14 protein-coding genes are annotated in these 18976 nt (G+C 40.3%); 12 read left to right on the forward strand and 2 right to left on the reverse strand.

Going from position 1 to position 18976, the window contains the following annotated elements; genetic code table 11:
- Positions 1–6: 6 nt before the first annotated feature.
- Complete coding sequence (locus BBI00_RS05855; protein ID WP_228394722.1) at positions 7–1212, reverse strand: CynX/NimT family MFS transporter; 1206 nt, start codon at positions 1210–1212, stop codon at positions 7–9.
- A 71-nt stretch (positions 1213–1283) separates the two neighbouring features.
- Here BBI00_RS05855 and BBI00_RS05860 point away from each other — a divergent pair, with 71 nt between their 5' ends.
- From BBI00_RS05860 to BBI00_RS05905, 10 genes are all read left to right on the forward strand, one after another.
- Positions 1284–2069, forward strand: a complete 786-nt coding sequence (locus BBI00_RS05860) for a helix-turn-helix domain-containing protein (RefSeq protein ID WP_065397887.1) — start codon at positions 1284–1286, stop codon at positions 2067–2069.
- A gap of 618 nt (positions 2070–2687) precedes the next feature.
- Complete coding sequence (locus BBI00_RS05865) at positions 2688–3296, forward strand: hypothetical protein (RefSeq protein WP_065397888.1); 609 nt, start codon at positions 2688–2690, stop codon at positions 3294–3296.
- A 201-nt stretch (positions 3297–3497) separates the two neighbouring features.
- Positions 3498–5102, forward strand: coding sequence for a Na+/H+ antiporter (locus BBI00_RS05870; RefSeq protein WP_065397889.1), 1605 nt, complete (start codon positions 3498–3500; stop codon positions 5100–5102).
- An 85-nt stretch (positions 5103–5187) separates the two neighbouring features.
- Positions 5188–6363, forward strand: coding sequence for an MFS transporter (locus BBI00_RS05875; RefSeq protein WP_065397890.1), 1176 nt, complete (start codon positions 5188–5190; stop codon positions 6361–6363).
- Between the two features lie 10 nt (positions 6364–6373).
- Complete coding sequence (locus tag BBI00_RS05880) at positions 6374–7114, forward strand: siderophore-interacting protein (RefSeq protein ID WP_065397891.1); 741 nt, start codon at positions 6374–6376, stop codon at positions 7112–7114.
- A gap of 68 nt (positions 7115–7182) precedes the next feature.
- Positions 7183–7752 carry a Crp/Fnr family transcriptional regulator gene (locus BBI00_RS05885; protein ID WP_065397892.1) on the forward strand — a complete coding sequence of 190 codons (570 nt, stop codon included), beginning with the start codon at positions 7183–7185 and terminating at the stop codon, positions 7750–7752.
- A gap of 59 nt (positions 7753–7811) precedes the next feature.
- Entirely contained in the window at positions 7812–8501 is a 690-nt protein-coding gene (locus BBI00_RS05890; RefSeq protein ID WP_065397893.1) for an SIP domain-containing protein, read from the forward strand.
- A gap of 73 nt (positions 8502–8574) precedes the next feature.
- On the forward strand, positions 8575–8937 hold the full coding sequence (locus BBI00_RS05895) for a hypothetical protein (RefSeq protein ID WP_065397894.1): 363 nt from the start codon (positions 8575–8577) through the stop codon (positions 8935–8937).
- 265 nt (positions 8938–9202) lie between these two features.
- Entirely contained in the window at positions 9203–13540 is a 4338-nt protein-coding gene (locus BBI00_RS05900; protein ID WP_065397895.1) for a CusA/CzcA family heavy metal efflux RND transporter, read from the forward strand.
- Positions 13541–13547: 7 nt separating this feature from the next.
- Positions 13548–14699, forward strand: a complete 1152-nt coding sequence (locus BBI00_RS05905) for an efflux RND transporter periplasmic adaptor subunit (protein ID WP_065397896.1) — start codon at positions 13548–13550, stop codon at positions 14697–14699.
- 253 nt (positions 14700–14952) lie between these two features.
- On the opposite strand, the gene BBI00_RS05910 is transcribed toward BBI00_RS05905, so the two are convergent.
- Positions 14953–15450, reverse strand: coding sequence for a hypothetical protein (locus tag BBI00_RS05910; RefSeq protein ID WP_065397897.1), 498 nt, complete (start codon positions 15448–15450; stop codon positions 14953–14955).
- A 309-nt stretch (positions 15451–15759) separates the two neighbouring features.
- On the opposite strand from BBI00_RS05910, the gene BBI00_RS05915 reads away from it, so the two are divergent.
- Positions 15760–17565 carry a hypothetical protein gene (locus BBI00_RS05915; protein ID WP_065399636.1) on the forward strand — a complete coding sequence of 602 codons (1806 nt, stop codon included), beginning with the start codon at positions 15760–15762 and terminating at the stop codon, positions 17563–17565.
- Positions 17566–17931: 366 nt separating this feature from the next.
- Positions 17932–18876 (forward strand): aldo/keto reductase, encoded by a 945-nt coding sequence (locus BBI00_RS05920; protein ID WP_065397898.1) that lies wholly within the window; start codon positions 17932–17934, stop codon positions 18874–18876.
- The last annotated feature ends 100 nt before the right edge of the window (positions 18877–18976 follow it).

Genomic DNA, 18976 nt, shown 5'->3' on the forward strand with positions numbered 1-18976 from the left:
TGGCGGCTAATCTTCTACATACTTATTTCTCGCAGCCTTCATTCCGAAATACAGCATCAGCAGTACTGCAAAACTTAATAAATAGAATGAGCTGTTCCAGGACACATCCCAGTCATGCAGCTTCCCAAACAGCGGAGGTCCGAATGCTGCAATCAGATACCCTACAGACTGCGCCATTCCGGAAATTTTTACCGCATTGATGCTGCTTTTGGTCCGGGCAGAAAAGAACAGGATAGATAAGCTGAAAGACAAACCGTTAGAAATTCCTATAACCACTGCATTCACATAGATCCACTGGGATTTCAGGAATACAAACATCATCGTGCTTGCAAACATCAAAGCACAGATAAAAAGAATCATAATGCGCTGGTCTTTCATTTTACTGGCGATGATCGGGCAGCAAAACGTAATAGGGATCATCGTAATCTGGATCACAAAAAGCACCCATCCTGAACTTTCCCCCTGCATATGATAATCAGCAAGAAATGAAGGCAGCCAGGCCACCATACAGTAATAAAATAACGACTGCAAGCCCATGAAAGCACTGATATTCCAGGCCTGAGAAGATTTGAACATATTAAAATCCGAAGTGCTTAATGCAGTTTTAGGCTGTTCCGGATTCTTTTTATTGAATATAAGTTCGAGGATCAAAACCAGTAGTCCCAAAGCTGCAATCACCAGCCAGATTCCCAGGGAGCCACGCCATCCCAATCCTGTCCATTCACCAATTTTTACACTGAAACCGGAAGCCAGTGCTGCGGTAAGATTCATCGATACAGCAAAAATACCGGTCATCAGGCCTATCTGTTTGGGAAAATTATTTTTAACATATCCCGGAGTCACCACATTTCCGATGCATATACCCAAACCAATAAACAGGGAGCCCAGGAATAATAGCCAAAGAGATCCTGTAATACGAAGGAATAATCCGAAACTTAAAATAATAACGGAATACATCAGAAGTTTACTGATCCCCAGCGTATTCGAAAATCTGCTTACCAGGACAGAACAGGCTGCAAACATAAAAAGAGGAATAGACGTAAGCAGGCTGACCTGAAAATTATCCAGTCCCAAGGCATCCCTTACTTCTCCCAACACCGGAGATACGGCAACAATAGGGGAGCGAAGGTTGCTGGAGATCAGAATCACCACCAGGATATTAATGACCAGTAAAGCATACGATGCGTTTCTTTTTACTTCATTCTTCATCATAATAAAATCTTTTGTGCAAAATTAGCACAGTAATTTTGTTTAATTTTGCCAAAGTTTTAACCTGAAACGACATGAACGCCAACAACAGTATTGAAGTAGATGAACTGAAGAAACCCTATTTTGTATGGTTTGAAGAAAACTGGATGCATGATGACATACTCCATAAGCACAAAAAAGGACAATTGGTGTATGTAGAAAGCGGTTTCCAGTATATCACCATTGAAGAACGGATCTATCTTCTGCCACAAAACCATGCCGTCTGGATTCCGCCTGGTGCTATTCATAAGACCAATTCACATTCCGAAAAGATCAAGCTGATGATTATGTTTGCCGACATGGCTGGAAAAGGGGATTTTTATCAGGAAGTAAATGTGTTTTCAGTGCCTCCGGTACTGAAAGAAATGATCAGATATGCCGAAAAGTGGTCAAAATATCTCGCTGAAGATCATGATGAGATGATATTTCTGCAGGCTCTTTTTAATGAACTTCCCCATTTTGTGGAACACGCTCTGAGACTTCATATCTGCCTTCCTGGAGACAAACGCTTAACCGGGGTAATTGAATATCTTCATCATCACTACCATGAGGACATTAAAATAGAAGAACTGAGTGATATAGCCTTATTGTCTTTACGTTCACTGGAACGGATCTTCAAGAAAGAAACGGGGCTTACTTTAGTTAAATACCAGCAAATGCTCCGTATGATCAAAAGCCTGGAATTGCTGAGCTCGGGAAATTATACAATTTCAGAAACCGCATATGAAGTGGGGTATAAGAGCGTACAGGCATACACCCGGAGCTTTCAGTCGGTAATGCAGTTCAGACCTACTGATTTTATTAAAAATATCCGGCAATAACAAATCTAAAGCAGATGATAATAAACACCTAAAAGTGATTTAATAAAATTATAAAAACTTTAAATCCCTTTTATAAAAGAGGTTTGGCTTGCATTTTAATATCAATAATTCACACTTTGTTAATTTTCAAATAAATGGTAAATTTTCAATTAAACTATCAATAAAAATAAAAAGGTCCCCAAGAATGGAGACCTTAAAAAAACACAAATGATGAAAAAAAATTATTTCGATTCACAAATATAAGTAAAAATTATATTATGCAACGCATTATATGAGCATTTTTTTAAAATATTATTTATTTTAAGTAAAAATAATAATCGTTTAATTCCTTTAGATTTTCTTCAATATTCCGGAATTCGGCCTTAGACTTATATACAGCCCCTTTTTACCGGATTTTACCATTCAGAAAAATTCTTTTAAAAAAAATATTCTGAAGTAAAAAAAAATCATTTTTAGAAAAAATATTTCAACTTAAATTGATTTAGTTTCGAAAGGTAGGTTCTTTTGGGTGTCATCAGGATAAAAAATCAAACATGTATGATTCCGGATTTTCCCTTGTGACTATACTCATAAAAAAGATGCAGTAATTTTCATTTATTTGTTTTTAAAATTCATCACATGAAGCCAAAGTCAATAAAAGGAGTGCCTCAGCAAAGATCCGGCGGTTTTCATGATACTGAAAGTTATAAACAATTTGATGAGGCACATCTTCCGTTAAAATTTGAAATCCTGAAGAAAAGATTCTGTCTTGTCAACCGATGGAAATCCTATTGTGGAGAAGCTTTTGCAGCATTTAAGCTCTATGACTCCAACGGTTCTCCGGTAGAACGTGAACCGCAGAAGGGTGACTTTATACGGATCAATATTCCCGGGCCGGGTGAAACAGAAGCTAAGGGATATGACTGGGTGGAAATTACGGATATCTGCTTTTTTCAGGATGCCTATTCTGAAAGTGTCAGCATGACCTGCAGGCCTTCTAAGGATCCCCAGCATGGAAAAAAAGGCCATATTGCTCACTTTTACAGTTCCCGTGCTACGTCCACTTTTATAATTTCAAGGAATGCAACCCATCTGAAAGCAGCTGTACATGGGCGAAACGAAACTCCTAATTTCAATGCCGGCTGGTTTGATGTTATCAGGAATATCATGGTAGCTGCGGGAGGAATCATGGGAATTGCCAAAATTCAATGGAAACAGCTTACAGATGGATTTCTGGATTTTGAGTAGCACTAAAGCGGTTGAGAAATAAGGTTATAAAGGCCGGAAGAGGGAAGTTCAATAATATAAAGCGATGTTTGTCTTTAGAACTTTAATTTCTTCACTCTTCCAGCTCAAGCTTACTGTCCTGTAAAATCTTCTTTCCTTTTTGATCTAAGTCAAAGTTCCGGATAAACCTGCTTTTTATTTTCGCAGCTTTAATGTAAAGCTATGGTAGAACTTGAAAAAATCATCTGGATATCTATTATTCTGATCATCATTATCTCTGTAAAAGATAAAATAAAACTGGCCCTTCCTCTCTTACTCGTGATCGCAGGACTTATTCTGAGTCTTACCCAACTGGTACCTTCTGTTGACATGAGCCCTGAAATGATTTTTTATGTGGTACTGCCTCCCATATTATTCGATGCAGCCTGGAACACTTCCATTCCGGATTTCAAAAAGGAGATCCGGAAAATTTCAGTTCTGGCCATAGGACTTGTTTTTCTCACTACAACCATTATTGCCTGCATTGTACATGCCATTATTCCCGGATTCAGCTGGCCTGTTGCATTTGTTATGGGAGCTGTTATTGCTCCTCCCGATGCTGTAGCAGCAACAAGCATTACAAAAACTCTTCCGCTTCCCCGGAAGCTGACAACGATCCTGGAAGGGGAGAGCCTGCTGAACGATGCTTCCGCTCTGATTGCCTATAAATGTGCTGTAGTAGCCATTACCAGCGGGGTGTTTTCCTTTTGGGAGGCAGGATTTCAATTTATCAGCAGCAGCCTTGGGGGAATCATCATTGGCCTTGTTATGGGTTTTGCATTTTTAAAACTGCACAGGTACTTCAACGGCAGCAGCAGTACTGAGACTTTCGCCGTTACTCTGCTTCCTTTCGCTGCTTATAGTCTGGCAGAGCACCTGGATTGTTCCGGAGTACTGGCAGTTGTTATTCTGGGTATGGTTCTTTCATGGAATTCCATTTCATTATTCAGAACCGAGAGCAGAATGCAGATGAGCCATTTCTGGGACGTAGCTGTTTTTGTTCTGAATGGTCTTGTGTTTCTTATTCTTGGAATGCAGCTGCCCGGCATTATTTCAAACATACCGGAAACCGATTTGCCTGTGCTTATTTGCTATGGACTTTTGTTATTCGTTATCCTGGTAGCTGTACGGCTTTGCGTTCTTGCTTTATTTCCTCTGTTTTCCAATAAAACAGCAGAGAAAAAACAAACATTTCTGACTTCTTCAAAAAAGGAATATATCATTCTGTCATGGTCCGGAATGAGAGGAGTCGTTTCACTGGCTGCCGCACTTGCTTTACCGTTCCGGGATGATCAGGGAATTGTTATAGCTCAGAGGGACACGGTTTTATTCATATCATTTGTCGTAATTATTTTCACTTTACTTATCCAGGGATTAACGCTGCCAAGACTTATCAGCATGATAAAACCTTCGGTATCAGATAAGGCAGAAGAAAAAGAACTGAATCTGCTTCTCTTTAAAAAATCACTGTCTTTCCTGAATGATTATGAAACCGATAATGAAAGAGACGAAATTGCCCTGAAAACAATGGTTAAAAAACTTGAAAAAGAAGAAATCCGGTTAAAAAACAATGACAATAATCTCCAATTCTCAGATCATACAGCATGGAAGAAGGCTTATTTTGAACTGGAACTGGGCCTTGCGAACTGCCAAAGACAGGTCCTGATAGAATCTTACCATCAGGGAGCATTTTCTCTTGAAAACATCCGGAAAAAAGAAACAGAGCTGGACTTCTGGACGACGACGATTCAGCATGAAATAGAATCTTCCGGCCGGTATTCTGAATAGTCATATTCCTTTTTTGATCTAAGTCAAAGTTTGGCATTGTCTGTACAAAGACATTTGCAACCGGATATTATTTAAAACAAAATTTATGAATCTAACATTAGAAAAAGGGCAGACCCTTAATTTTTATAAGGCAACGACTCCTATCATCATTGCAGTATTCGGGGTATATCTTACCATAGGAATTGCGTTGGGAGTATTGCCGGAATTTGTTCAGAAGCACTTAGGATTTGGCAGTCTTATCGTAGGTCTTGTCATTGGGCTTCAATCTCTGTCAACCCTTATGACCAGAGCCTATTCCGGAAGGATAACAGATACCAGGGGAGCCAGGAAGAGTAAGATGGCCGGGGTTGTATTAGCTGTTATTGCAGGAGTTGCTTATGTTTTGGCCGTATTATTTCAGGCAGATCATTTTTGGGCAGTTGCTTTTTTACTGCTGGCAAGGATCATTCATGGGATTGGCGAAAGTTTTCTTGTTACAGGAGCACTTACCTGGGGAATCGGCCTCGCAGGACCTTCGAAATCAGGTAAAGTAATGACTTGGAACGGAATTGCTATGTATGCGGGAATTGCCGTCGGAGCGCCGCTGAGTATCTGGCTGAGTAAAGAATATGGAGTACTCCCGGCATTTGTCCTTATTATATTACTTCCTCTGGTTAGCTGGTTTTCTACGGCAAAGCTACCATCAATTCCGGTAGATAAAGATCATATCAGGACTCCTTTTTATAAAGTGATCGGCGCTATTTCGGGACAGGGGCTCAGCCTTGCATTCTCTTCTATGGCATTCGGATGTATTGCTTCTTTTATTGCTCTGTTTTTTACAGAAAAAAACTGGGGAGATGCTTCACCCGCATTTATGGTTTTCGGGATTTGTTATGTGGTAACCCGGGTTCTGTTTGCTTCTTTTCCTGATCGGTACGGAGGTTTTAAAATTGCCTTTATCTCTCTGATCATCGAAGCAGCTGGACAGATCCTGATCTGGACTTCAGTTTCTGAAATGGCAGCTATTATCGGGTGCGGACTGACTGGAATAGGATTTTCACTGGTTTTCCCGGCCTTAGGAGTCCTGGCCATACAAAAAGTGAAGCCGCAGATGAGGGGAACTGCTTTGGGTGCCTATGTAGCCTTTGTAGATCTTTCATTAGGTCTTGCCGGTCCTATAGCGGGGCTCATCGCCGGATGGCTTGATTATCAGTCGGTATATCTGTTCGGTGGGATCAGCTGTGCACTTTCTCTTCTTATCTTACTGTTTAATAAAAAATAAAATACATTGTATGACAACTCAGAAAATACGTTCTGTTTTCAGAATGAAAGACAAAAAATTTCTTACGCCTCATCTTATCCGTACGGTATTTGGCATTGATGATCACCAGGCTGAGCTATTAGCTTATGTACGGTCCGGTTCCAATAATAAAATATTTATTCCTCACAGTGCTGAAGAACATGATGTATCGGTAAGAACTTACACAAACCGGAAGATCGACCTGGAAGCCAGGGAATTAACGGTGGATTTCGTATCTCATGGAGATAATGGTCCTGCTTCTGCATGGGCATTACAGGCTGTTCCCGGAGATACACTGGAAATAGGAATGAAGCAGAGTGCAAGGCCTCTGGTACCGGAAGCCGACTTCTGTCTTCTCGTAGGAGATGCTACAGCACTACCGGTAATATGTGCCATTGCAGAGCAGCTGCCATCGTACGTAACAGCAAAAATAATACTGGAAGTGCATGGAAAAGAAGATGAACTTATTGTATGTTCCGCTGCTGATATTTCTGTAGAATGGCTTCATAATCCCCAGCCCGAAAAAGGGAGCACCCTGGCAGAACAGGCCCGGAAAACAGAATTTCCTCAGGGAATACTGAAGGAATATGTATACATTGCTGCCGAATATACTACGGTACATGAGCTTCGTCACTATTTCAGAACAACTCTGCAATGGGATCCGCATGGGATCTATGCATGTTCGTACTGGAGAGCAGGCCAGTCGGAAGATGAACATTCTGAAAAGGGGTAATCCATAGAAAAATAAGGGCAGATAACAGCATTTATCGCTACATTTGCCAACGACTGATCTTATACCCAATGGAAGAATTACTGATTTCATATATTAAAAGTAAAATATCGGTAACAGAGGAAGAAACGGAAACCATTCTCTCTTATTTCAAACCGATCAAACTCAAGAAGAACGAGCTGCTTCTGACCAATGGACAATCCAGCCAGAGAACCTTTTTTGTAACGTCAGGATGTCTCCGTATATTCTTCATCAATGAAGAAGGGCAGGATTCCACCAGATATTTTGCTTTTGAAAATCAGTTTGCCACGGCACTTGTAAGCTTTATTACTTCTGAACCGTCTGAAGAATTTATCCAGGCCGTTGAGGATTCGGAAGTGTATTATATCACCCACAAGAACTTTTATCATCTTCTGGATATTATCCCGCAATGGGAAAAGTTTTACAGGATTTATCTTGAGATCGCCTATGTCACCAATACCAAAAGACTGATGTCTTTTCTGGTTCAGGACGCTCTGGAAAAATACCGCCAGCTTTTGGATGAAAATCCTATTATCGTGCGAAGGCTTTCCAACAAAATGGTGGCCTCTTATCTCAATATCTCACAGGAAACGCTGAGCAGGCTGAAATCCAGGCTCTGAATTCAGTTCAGTATTGTAAGGGCCTGTGATTTTCAAATGTATAATTATTTTTTTGAACAATGAACAGTCTCGCAAGTCCGGCTCTGAATATTTCCACAGGAATTATTCTGCTGAAAAACAAAATAGCAGCCCACACTTACCACATCAGGATCCAGAGTCAGGATTTTTCACAGATTCAGTCCGTTACGGGATCGGCTATAGATATTTATCAGTCTGACCCACATTACGATCTTCAGCCGGTAGTGCAGCAATATACATTCTGGGACTATGAGCCTGTCCATCATATTGCAGATATTGCCATTACCATATGTTGTGATCATGAAGAGAAAAAATGGATAGAAAATCTTCAGCAGGGAGATACTCTGTTTTTCAGGCTGCTTTGCGGATCATGGGTGCCGGACCAGGCTGCGGATCATTATATTCTGATCAGTGATGTAAAGGCATTATCCCAACTCTACGAGATCAACAGGGCACTGCCCGTAAGTAAAAAGGTAACGGCTGTTGCTTATGCAGAACAGGAAGATTATCTTTTCCCGGACCTTGACCAAAGCTTCCCCGTAAAAACTTTCTTGATCTCCCCCACAGACCCTGTAAAAATTCTGGAATGGATCATGAGATCTTTCCGGAAGGATATTCAAAATGCAGTAATATATGTATTGGGAGATTCTCTGGCAGCTTCTTTCATCTATCATGATTTAAAAGATCAGTCTCTTTTGGAAATCCAAACTGTTTATTTAAATCCTTTTTAAACTGTATAAATTCTTAAAAAATTAATACTGGCAGGCTTTTCAGAAAAAATTTAAGACTTATATTTGCAGGACAATGTTAAAATGGATTTCCATATTATGCTCGATGATGTATGTGCTGGCTACCACCAATGCGGGGGAAGTTCTTAAAGTACCTATGTTTGTAGAACATTATATGGAATATCATGGAAGCCTGTCAGAATTTGTTATGGAGCACTATGACAATCATAAAAAAGATGCGGACTGGGATCTTGATCAGAAACTTCCTTTCATCAATCCGCCTATTGTACTCACGGTACATGCCCAGCTTCCGGAACTTAGTTTTGAAATAAAAAAGCCTAAAGAAATTACTATTCCTCAAAAGAACAGTATCTATCAGGAAAAAGATTTTTCCAACCTTTATCTTTCCAGCATATTCCAGCCTCCACGGCACTCTTAACTGATATCATATTTATAATCAATGTTTTACTATTTGCGTAAAACAGTCCATTTATTACATATCAATTAACCCGTTGTGCCTTTAACATTCCGCCACAAAAACAGCCAGGATATTTAAAAAGCTTTAGCATGCTTTAAAAACCAGTTTCTATACACTGAAGTTTTTAATCGATACAGGCTTTTGCCAAATGTTTTGGTTTTTTGTAGCTCACTCCAACTTTAGACAGTTGTATAAAGCATTCCGGGTTAGCAATTAATAATTTTTCATGTTAAATAAAATTATTGAGTTTTCTGTAAAGAATAAACTCATCATAGCCTTGTTTACCATAGGTCTCGTTCTTTTTGGGATTTATGAAACCACCAAACTTCCCATTGATGCACAGCCTGATATCACCAACAATCAGGTTCAGATCATTACTACGGCTCCGTCTTATGGTGCTGCAGACATAGAACGTCTTGTTACATTTCCTATTGAACAGGCCACCAGTAATATCAGCGGAATCACTGAACTCCGCAGCCTTTCACGTTTCGGGCTTTCACTGGTGACTGTAGTTTTTGATGATGAAACGGATGTATACTGGGCCCGTCAGCAGGTTCAGGAACGCTTACAGCTTGTGCAGGATAATATTCCTGCCGGAATCGGAAAGCCTGAGCTGGGACCTATTTCTACAGGTTTGGGAGAGATTTTCCAGTATGTGGTAAGAGCCAAAAAAGGGTACGAAAATGTATACGATGAAACTGAGCTCAGAACCATTCAGGATTGGGTGGTAAGACGTCAGTTGCTGGGTACAAAAGGAGTTGCAGACGTCAGCAGTTTCGGTGGGAAGCTGAAGCAATATGAAATAGCCATCAACCCGAACAGGCTTCAGGCCTTCAACATCAATATCAATGATGTTTTTGCCGCCTTGGAAAAAAATAACCAGAATACAGGAGGCGCTTATATTGAGAAGAAAGAAACAGTTCTTTTTATCCGGAGTGAAGGGCTTCTGGGAAGTACAGAAGATATCGGAAACATCCAGGTTGCAGAAACCGGGGAAGGAATCCCTGTTCATATCAAAGATGTGGCGTCTGTAAAAATAGGGTTTGCCACAAGATACGGTGCAATGACCTATAATGATACCGGAGAGGTTTCCGGAGCCATTGTGCTCATGCTAAAAGGGGAAAATGCCAATAAAGTCATTGCCAATATCAAGCAAAGGCTGGAAAAGATCCAGGAATCATTACCGGAAGGCGTAGTCATCGAGCCATTCCTTGACCGGGCCAAAATGGTGAACAATACCATCAGTACGGTAAAAACCAACCTTATGGAAGGTGCTTTGATCGTAGTATTTATTCTTGTATTGTTTCTGGGAAATTTCAGGGCAGGTCTGCTGGTTGCTTCCGTGATTCCTCTGGCGATGCTTTTTGCGATCATCATGATGAATATCTTTGGTGTGGGAGGAAACCTGATGAGTCTCGGGGCACTGGACTTCGGTCTTATTGTAGACGGTGCCGTCATTATTGTAGAAGCCGTACTGCATCAGCTGGCCCATAAAAAGCATTTCGGAAAAGACAATATGCTGAGCAAAAAGGAAATGGATGCGCAGGTTTCGGGCTCAGCCACTAAAATGGTCAACAGTGCTGTATTCGGGCAGATTATTATCCTGATCGTGTACCTTCCGATCTTTACCCTTCAGGGAATTGAAGGTAAAATGTTCAAGCCTATGGCCCAGACGGTAGCATTCGCCCTTATTGGCGCTTTCATTCTTTCTCTTACCTATATTCCAATGATGAGTGCCCTGGTTTTGAGCAGAAAGAAAAAGGAAAAAGACAATATTTCGGACAGGGTGATGACCAAAGTAGAAGCGGGCCATCAGAAACTCCTTATGAAAGCCCTTAAATACAAGAAAACCATTATACTTACCGTTCTGATTCTTTTTGCAGGCGCCGTATTCACTTTGTCTAAAATGGGAGGGGAATTTATTCCTTCTCTGGAAGAAGGTGATTTTGCTGTAGAAATGAGAATCCTTCAGGGAAGCAATATCAATGAAACGAAAAAAGTGACCACCCAGGCTTCCGGAATTCTTTTAAAACAGTTCCCGGAGATACAGAAAATTGTTGTTAAAATCGGAAGTGCTGAAATCCCTACAGAGCCTATGCCTATGGATGCCGGAGATATGATCATTGTTTTAAAGCCTAAGAAAGAATGGACATCTGCCAGCTCATTCCCGGAACTTTCTGAAAAAATGAGTAAAGCCCTGAGCGTTATTCCGGGGCTGACCACCAGTTTCCAGTTTCCTGTACAGATGCGTTTCAACGAATTAATGACCGGAGCGAGACAGGATGTGGTTTGTAAAATCTATGGGGAAAACCTGGACAGTCTCACGGTGTATGCCAAGAAACTGGGAAGTATCATCAATACGGTAAAAGGAGCCCAGGATCTCTATATAGAACCTGTAGAAGGAGCTCCGCAGGTAGTCATTGATTATAACCGCCCTGAACTGTCACGCTATAATATTTCCGTGGCAGAGATCAACAGGGTGATCAATATGGCTTTTGCAGGCCAGACGGCAGGTGCTTTATACGAAGGAGAAAAGAAATTTGATATCGTTGTCCGGATGGATAATGAGCATAAAAAGGATATTACAAGTATTCAGAACCTTTTGGTACCTACTGCTTCCGGAGAACAGGTTCCGTTATCCCAGCTTGCCACGGTGGAACTTAAAGAAAGTCCTAATCAGATCCAGAGAGAAGATACCAAAAGAAGAATTATCGTTGGTTTCAATGCAAAAGGAAGAGATGTACAGACCATTGTAGAGGAGCTTCAGCAGAAAGCCGGTAAAAATCTTAAATTTTCTCCGGGATATACCATTTCTTACGGGGGCACATTTGAGAATTTAAATGAAGCTAAGGCCAGGCTCGGCGTTGCTGTTCCTATTTCCCTGGTGATGATCTTCCTGTTGCTGTTCTTTGCTTTCGGTTCTGTAAAGCATAGTTTGCTGATCTATACGGCCATTCCTTTATCCGCAATTGGCGGAGTATATTTTCTTGCGCTGAGAGGAATGCCCTTCAGTATCAGTGCAGGCGTAGGATTTATTGCCTTATTTGGGGTGGCTGTACTTAACGGAATTGTTTTGATATCGGAGTTTAACCGTTTGAAAAGTAACGGAGTAAGTAATACCAGCAGAATTGTACTCATGGGAACCAGAATCAGGCTTCGTCCGGTACTGATGACTGCTTTTGTAGCATCTTTAGGGTTTTTACCTATGGCTTTAAGCAACGGAGCCGGAGCAGAAGTACAGAGACCTCTGGCAACGGTTGTTATCGGCGGTCTGATGCTGGCCACTCTTCTTACCTTATTTGTACTTCCTATTCTCTACGTCGTTTTTGAACATATTAATAAAGACAAAATGAAATTCTCTAAAACAATCAACTATAAAAAACTGTCTGTGCTTTTACTCCTGCTTTCTTTCGGAGGCATTCATGCCCAGGAGAACATTACCTATGAGCAGGCTCTGGAAAAAGCTTTTCAGCAGAACGGAACCCTTAAAAATTCAAAATTAATTTCTGAATATCAGGATAAGCTGAAAGCCAGCTATCTGGATATTCCCCAGATGGAAGTTACCGGCGGGTTTGGACAGATTCAGGGAGAAGAAACGGACAATTCTTTCGGAATTTCCCAAAGGTTCAGCTTTCCTACGGTATATTCCAAAAGAAAGCAGATGCTGGATGCAGAATGGGCGGCAAGTGTGATCAGTCAAAACCTTACCAAAACACAGCTTACCAAAGAAGTTACGGAGGTTTTCTACAGGATTCTGGTGCTTCAGGAAAAGAAAAAGGTGCTGGAATATATCAGCACGCTGTATCACAATTTTGCCGAAAAAGCAGCTTTAAGATTGAAAAAAGGAGAAGCCAATATCCTTGAAGAATCAACGGCTGAGATTCAGAAGGAACAGGTAAAGGTACAGCTGAATTCCCTTGAAAATGATCTGAATATTGCAAAGCTTCAGCTTCAGCTGTTACTCCAATCCGAGCAGTCTTATCAGCCGGTTGCTGACAAGCCGGTGATGAATGTAGGACTTCAGATTTCAGAAGATCGGGTGAAACAGCATCCGGAACTTCAGTATCTGCTGCAGCAGATCAAAGTAGGTGAGGCAGAAGTACAGCTTGAAAAAAGCAGATTACTGCCTGAACTTCTCATAGGGTATACCAACCAGAGTATGAAGAATATCAACAATAACCGCTTCAATTCTGTTCAGGTGGGTGTGGGAATTCCATTGTTTACAAAAGGACAGAGGGCTTTGGCTAAAGCAGCTCAGGCAAAAATCGCCATTACTGAAAACCAGTATCAGCGTAAGGAAATTGAACTGAAAAACAGATTGGGACAGCAGATCAGCAATTATATGAACCTGCAAAGGATCATTGAAAACTATGAACAGAAACAGCTTCCAAAGTCTGAAATCATCCTGCAGACAGCACAAAAGCAAATGGAAGTGGGTGAAATTGATTATCTGAACTGGGTGATCCTCGTCAATCAGGCCGTAAAAACAAAAGCAGACTACATCGATCAGCTGGAAAAGCTTAACCAGACCGGAGCGGAACTTAATTTCTTAATTTCAAAATAACAGCGTAATGCATTTCAAAAAAATATCCATATTAAGCCTTGTTTCAGTACTTGTTCTTTCCTCATGCTCAAGCAAAAAAGAAGAAGAAAAAACAGTGTATGAAAACACAAAATTCAGCAAAAGCACTGAGAATACCGTTCACCTTACAGAAAAACAGGTACAGTCTGTAGGCATAACCACCACTTCCATTCAAAACAGAAATATGGAAAAACTGGTACGGCTGAACGGGAAAGCGGAAATTGCACCCTCTCATATCAGCTCTGTTTCAAGCATCATGGGTGGCCATATCAAGGCAATCAATGTGATCAATGGCAGCCATTTCAGTAAAGGGCAGGTACTGGCAGTGGTGGAAGACCCTCAGTTTATACAGCTTCAGCAGGACTATCTGGTAACGAAAGCACAGCTTGAGGCGGCCCGGTTGAACTTTAACCGCCAGAAAGATCTTAATACCAGCAAAGCCAGCAGCGACAAAACCATGCAGGCAGCTCAGGCGGACTATGCCACATTAAATGCTACCTTAAAAGGGCTTGAAGAGAAACTCCGCATTATCGGAATCAATGCCAAAGGGCTTACCACCGGAAATATCCGCAGCAGGATCAATATTTATGCCCCGTTCAGTGGCTTTGTAAGCAAAATTCTGGTCAATAACGGTCAATATATCAACCCTGCAGATACTTTATTTGAACTGATCAATCCGGCCGGATTACTGCTGGAACTCAAGGTCTTTGAAAATGATGTCAATGATATAAAAGCAGGGCAGGAAATCCTTGTGTACAACAATCAGGATCCTGAGGTGAAATCCAGTGCGAGAATTATAAGTGTGGCTCCAAGTATTGAAACTGGAGGTTCTGCAACCGCTGTAGCCAGATTATCTTCCGTGAATACTGCCTTTATAAAAGGAATGTACATCAATGCCGAAGTCAATATCAGCAGCCGTTATACCCAGGGATTACCCAACGAAGCCGTGGTTGCTTTTGAAAATAAAAATTATGTATTTGAAGACCTCGGAAAATCCAATTACAAATTGATCCCTGTGGTTACAGGAATTGCAGATGACCAGTTTACAGAAATTATAAAAGCAGATTATTTGAAAGATAAAAAAATAGTACAGAAAGGGGCTTACAGTCTTCTGATGATGTTGAAAAACAAAGCAGAATAATCATTCAGTACCATTAAAATAAGGGAATTCAGCAACAGAATTCCCTTATGAAAATAATAAATTTGTATGAAAAAATTTCTTTTAAAACAAGCTTCTCTTATGCTTTAAATGTTAAAAAATGAAATGATTTATGATTCTTAAAATTACTGTTAATTCCTTCTATACAGCAATACCGAAATGGCAGGAAATTTCTGCACCTGTTTTCAGGTAGTTTTCAGAAATACAGATCGCGAAATAGCGGTACAATGTATTCTTAATTCAATTCCAGCCTGGTGAAAAATGCTTCCAGGGCTCTCCAGTCCTGATAAGTAACCAAAAATTCTTTTGTACTTACCGGAATACCGGGAGTAAAGCTGTAATGATCACATCCAAAACACAGATCAATGTTCTCCCATTTATTGCCTTTGCAGATAAATACGGTATGATGGGGTTCAAAACAATGGGCACCGTCCCAGAATTTGTCTTTTTTCTGATTTTTAATCATATCAATCATTTCCTGTCTTCGTTCCGGAGAGAGTATAACCTGTTTTTTGATGATATCACCATTGGGTCTGTTGTTTTTAAGCAAAGGTCTGATCTGTGTTATGGTCTTTTTACCAGGCTTTTCAATATCGAGTCTGAGATTTTCATGATTCGTCAGCAAAACCGTGTCTGCTTCTTTCAGATATTGTGCCAGGCTTTCATTTGCGTTTTGAGAAAAAACGGGTAGTGAGCCTAAGAGGAAGAATGAAATAAATAATTTATGCATCATGATTTTAATCGAATTTTTCTTCTGCAGCGGTCATCAATAAACCCTATAATCGGATAGATCAACCCTATATTGGCACCTTTTTCAAAAATGTAAATCCTAATGGATAAAGATAATAAAAAAGCCCGCCGGACTTACTATCCTCAGTTTTTTATAATCATTTGCCGGAAATTTTCAAAAAAGCTGACATTTGACATGTTTTTCAATATTACAGATGTTATTTGATGCATAATTAATTTTAAAATGATATTTTTAGCATGAATAGTTTGAGAGGATTTTAGTTGCCTTATGAAAAGAATTTTTTTTGAAAATATGACAACAAAACCTTTGCACAATTTCCATATTCCTGTAATGGGACTGGCGTATACCATAGACAGCCCGATCCGTGTTGCACAGTATGGAATCTCTTCTGTAATCTCTATTATTGATGATGAGATCCTGGAAAAAATGAAAAACTTTTACAACAAAAAGTTTAATCTGAATTATCTGGGAATCTCAACCAAAACAGAAGATTACAGAGCTAAAAGAATCACCGCCTATCTGGATATGGTGGATGATATTGTAAACGAAAAATTTGAATCTTTCAAACAGGAAATCAGCAGAAATACAGAGTCTTTAAAAGATTTTATAGCCATGCTTCCGAATACTTCGGATCTGAAGAACAGTCTTCAGAACCTTCTCAGCCAGAAAGACAGCTGGAGCTCCGGTATCAAAAATTTTATTGAAGCCAATCTGAAACCGGGAAGTATAGACGTCAATATCATGACAAAAGTGGATAAGGACAATTACAGCAGGAACGAACAGCTTCCTGTAATGTATAATGATGCCCATGCCTCCCTCCGCGGATTTGCAAAAAGTAAACTGTCTTCATCGGTGGTGCTTTCTGCCGGAATGAATCCCCGCCTGTACAGCTATATGGAGGAGTTTGCAGATTTTTTTCCGGACGAAAACGGAACGATCAGAAAGAAGATCATCCTTAAAGTAAGTGACTTCCGTTCTGCCATGATCCAGGGGAATTTCCTTGCAAAAAAAGGATTGTGGGTTTCAGAATACAGAATAGAATCCGGCCTGAACTGTGGTGGCCATGCATTTGCTACGGAAGGCATGCTCCTTGGCCCGATCATGGAAGAATTCAGGCAAAAGAAAAATGATCTGATACAATCTGCCCACACCCTCATGATGACAGCCCTGAAACAGAAAGGAAAACCTGTTCTGACTCAACCTCTGGAGATGAAAATAACCGTTCAGGGAGGCGTAGGTACATCGGAAGAACATGATTTTCTGCTTCAGCATTACCATGCTGACAGTGTAGGATGGGGATCGCCGTTTTTACTGGTTCCTGAAGCCACTTCTGTAGATACCGAAACCAGGAATCTTCTTTTACAGTCTAAAGAGAAGGATTTCTATTTAAGTAATATTTCTCCTTTGGGTGTTCCTTTTAACACCGTACGGGGAACGTCCAACGAAATATTGAAACAGCAAAAAGAAGCCAAAGGAAGATACGGAAGCTCATGCCCGAAAAAACTCCTGGCACTGAGCAAAGAATATTCTCCTGAAGGCATTTGCACTGCGTCTAAGAAATACCAGGATATCAAGCTGAAAGAACTTGATGCTTCCAGGGAAACTTTAACGGAAGAAAATTATGACAGGAAAAAATCTGAAATTACAGATAAGGCCTGCCTGTGTGTAGGACTTGTGAATGCAGCGTATATGGAGCAGAATCTTGAGATAAAAGGAGAGAAGCAGGGTGTTGTGATATGTCCCGGGCCTAATATTGCTTTTTTCGATAAAGAAGTTTCCCTCTCCAGAATGGTGCAGCATATCTATGGTAATGCTAATATACTTTCAGATGACAGGCGTCCGAATATGTTTATCAACGAGCTGAAAATGTATGTGGATTATCTGAGAAAGGAAATTACAGATTCAGTACAGATTACCCACTCCCAAACCAAAAAATGGAATGCATTCAAAAAGAATATTCTTGATGGAATAGCCTATTATCAGGATCTTTTCAAAGAATCTCCGTTCTTCAGAAACCATTGGCAGGTGATCAGCCTGCAATTACAGCACTATCAACTGGAACTTTCAGCCATTGAGATACCACAGGTTGAAAAGTAACCGTATTTTTAATTGTATAGATAAGAAAAACAGCCTTGGATAAAGGCTGTTTTTTGTAATAATTAACCGGGTAAAGCCCTTTATTTTGTCACCGGATGTATGAATGTTTTTTATACATAAATTAGTGGTTTATAATGTCCTTGCAAATAAACAGATTGCTCAGGCTTTCCATAAACATCTGCGATATCTGTAAATCAGCTGGAGATGCTCTCATACATTGAACAAATATAAATCAGTCAGTATTCAAAATAAGCGAGCAAGGACCGGCTTTTTCATTTATAATAACTATGATGTGAATGGCTTTTTTAAATGCTTTTAAGACATAATATTCCTTAACTTAGAGAACACTTAGTAACATTTATTTTTATGGAAAAAAGAAAGATCAAAAACACAGATCTTGCCGTAGCTCCCATCAATTTTGGAGGCAATGTGTTTGGCTGGACTCTGGATGAACAACAGTCTTTTGATATACTTGACCGGTTTACAGAAGCCGGTTTCAATTTTGTAGACACTGCAGACACCTATTCATGGTGGGTAAACGGTAAAGGCGGTCAATCTGAAGAAATCATCGGAAAATGGATGAAAAGCCGTGCCAACCGTAAGGATATCGTACTCGCAACCAAAGTAGGTTCGGAAACGAAAGAACATGGATTTGATATCAGCAGGAAACATATCTTACAATCCGTTGATGAATCACTGCAAAGACTTCAGACGGATCATATTGATATTTATTATACCCATTTTGACGATCATACCACTCCGGTAGAAGAAACACTTTCTGCCTATGATGAGATTATCAAAGCGGGAAAAGTACGCTATATTGCAGCCTCCAATCTGTCTCCGGAACGTTTGAAGGCTTCATTTGAGGCATCAGAAAAGTACAGTCTTCCTAAATATGTAGCATTACAGCCGCATTACAACCTGATGGAAAGAGAAGGTTTTGAAAAAAATTATGCCCCTCTGGCAGAACAGTTTAACCTGAGTGTATTCCCATACTGGTCTCTGGCTGCAGGATTTTTGACAGGTAAATACCGCACTGAAGCCGACCTTACAAAAAGCGCAAGGGGAGAAGGCGTAAGAAAATACCTGAATCCTAAAGGCCTTGAAGTCTTAAAAGCTTTGGATCAGGTGGGAGAGAAACATAAAGCTCCTCAAAGCACGGTTGCTTTAGCATGGTTATTAGCGAATCCGTTGATCACAGCACCTATCGTAAGTGCAACCAGTGCATCACAGCTTGAAACACTGTTCAATGCTCCCAAACTTGTACTGGACCAGGAAGATCTTGATCTGTTGAATAAAGCCAGCAACTGATTTTCAACTTTCATATAGATTATAATTAAATCCGTTCAGTAAAATATTGAACGGATTATTAATTATTTCAGGTAGTATTATGATTTGTAAATGGCTGCCA

Origin of the sequence: Chryseobacterium arthrosphaerae, assembly GCF_001684965.1 — a bacterium.
In the GTDB taxonomy this organism is placed as follows: domain Bacteria; phylum Bacteroidota; class Bacteroidia; order Flavobacteriales; family Weeksellaceae; genus Chryseobacterium; species Chryseobacterium arthrosphaerae.

Bases quoted from the DNA above. Each gene is read 5' to 3' on its own strand.
- BBI00_RS05855 (WP_228394722.1), bottom strand. From the start codon at position 1,212: ATGATGAAGAATGAAGTAAAAAGAAACGCATCGTATGCTTTACTGGTC.
- BBI00_RS05860 (WP_065397887.1), top strand. From the start codon at position 1,284: ATGAACGCCAACAACAGTATTGAAGTAGATGAACTGAAGAAACCCTAT.
- BBI00_RS05865 (WP_065397888.1), top strand. From the start codon at position 2,688: ATGAAGCCAAAGTCAATAAAAGGAGTGCCTCAGCAAAGATCCGGCGGT.
- BBI00_RS05870 (WP_065397889.1), top strand. From the start codon at position 3,498: ATGGTAGAACTTGAAAAAATCATCTGGATATCTATTATTCTGATCATC.
- BBI00_RS05875 (WP_065397890.1), top strand. From the start codon at position 5,188: ATGAATCTAACATTAGAAAAAGGGCAGACCCTTAATTTTTATAAGGCA.
- BBI00_RS05880 (WP_065397891.1), top strand. From the start codon at position 6,374: ATGACAACTCAGAAAATACGTTCTGTTTTCAGAATGAAAGACAAAAAA.
- BBI00_RS05885 (WP_065397892.1), top strand. From the start codon at position 7,183: ATGGAAGAATTACTGATTTCATATATTAAAAGTAAAATATCGGTAACA.
- BBI00_RS05890 (WP_065397893.1), top strand. From the start codon at position 7,812: ATGAACAGTCTCGCAAGTCCGGCTCTGAATATTTCCACAGGAATTATT.
- BBI00_RS05895 (WP_065397894.1), top strand. From the start codon at position 8,575: ATGTTAAAATGGATTTCCATATTATGCTCGATGATGTATGTGCTGGCT.
- BBI00_RS05900 (WP_065397895.1), top strand. From the start codon at position 9,203: ATGTTAAATAAAATTATTGAGTTTTCTGTAAAGAATAAACTCATCATA.
- BBI00_RS05905 (WP_065397896.1), top strand. From the start codon at position 13,548: ATGCATTTCAAAAAAATATCCATATTAAGCCTTGTTTCAGTACTTGTT.
- BBI00_RS05910 (WP_065397897.1), bottom strand. From the start codon at position 15,450: ATGATGCATAAATTATTTATTTCATTCTTCCTCTTAGGCTCACTACCC.
- BBI00_RS05915 (WP_065399636.1), top strand. From the start codon at position 15,760: ATGACAACAAAACCTTTGCACAATTTCCATATTCCTGTAATGGGACTG.
- BBI00_RS05920 (WP_065397898.1), top strand. From the start codon at position 17,932: ATGGAAAAAAGAAAGATCAAAAACACAGATCTTGCCGTAGCTCCCATC.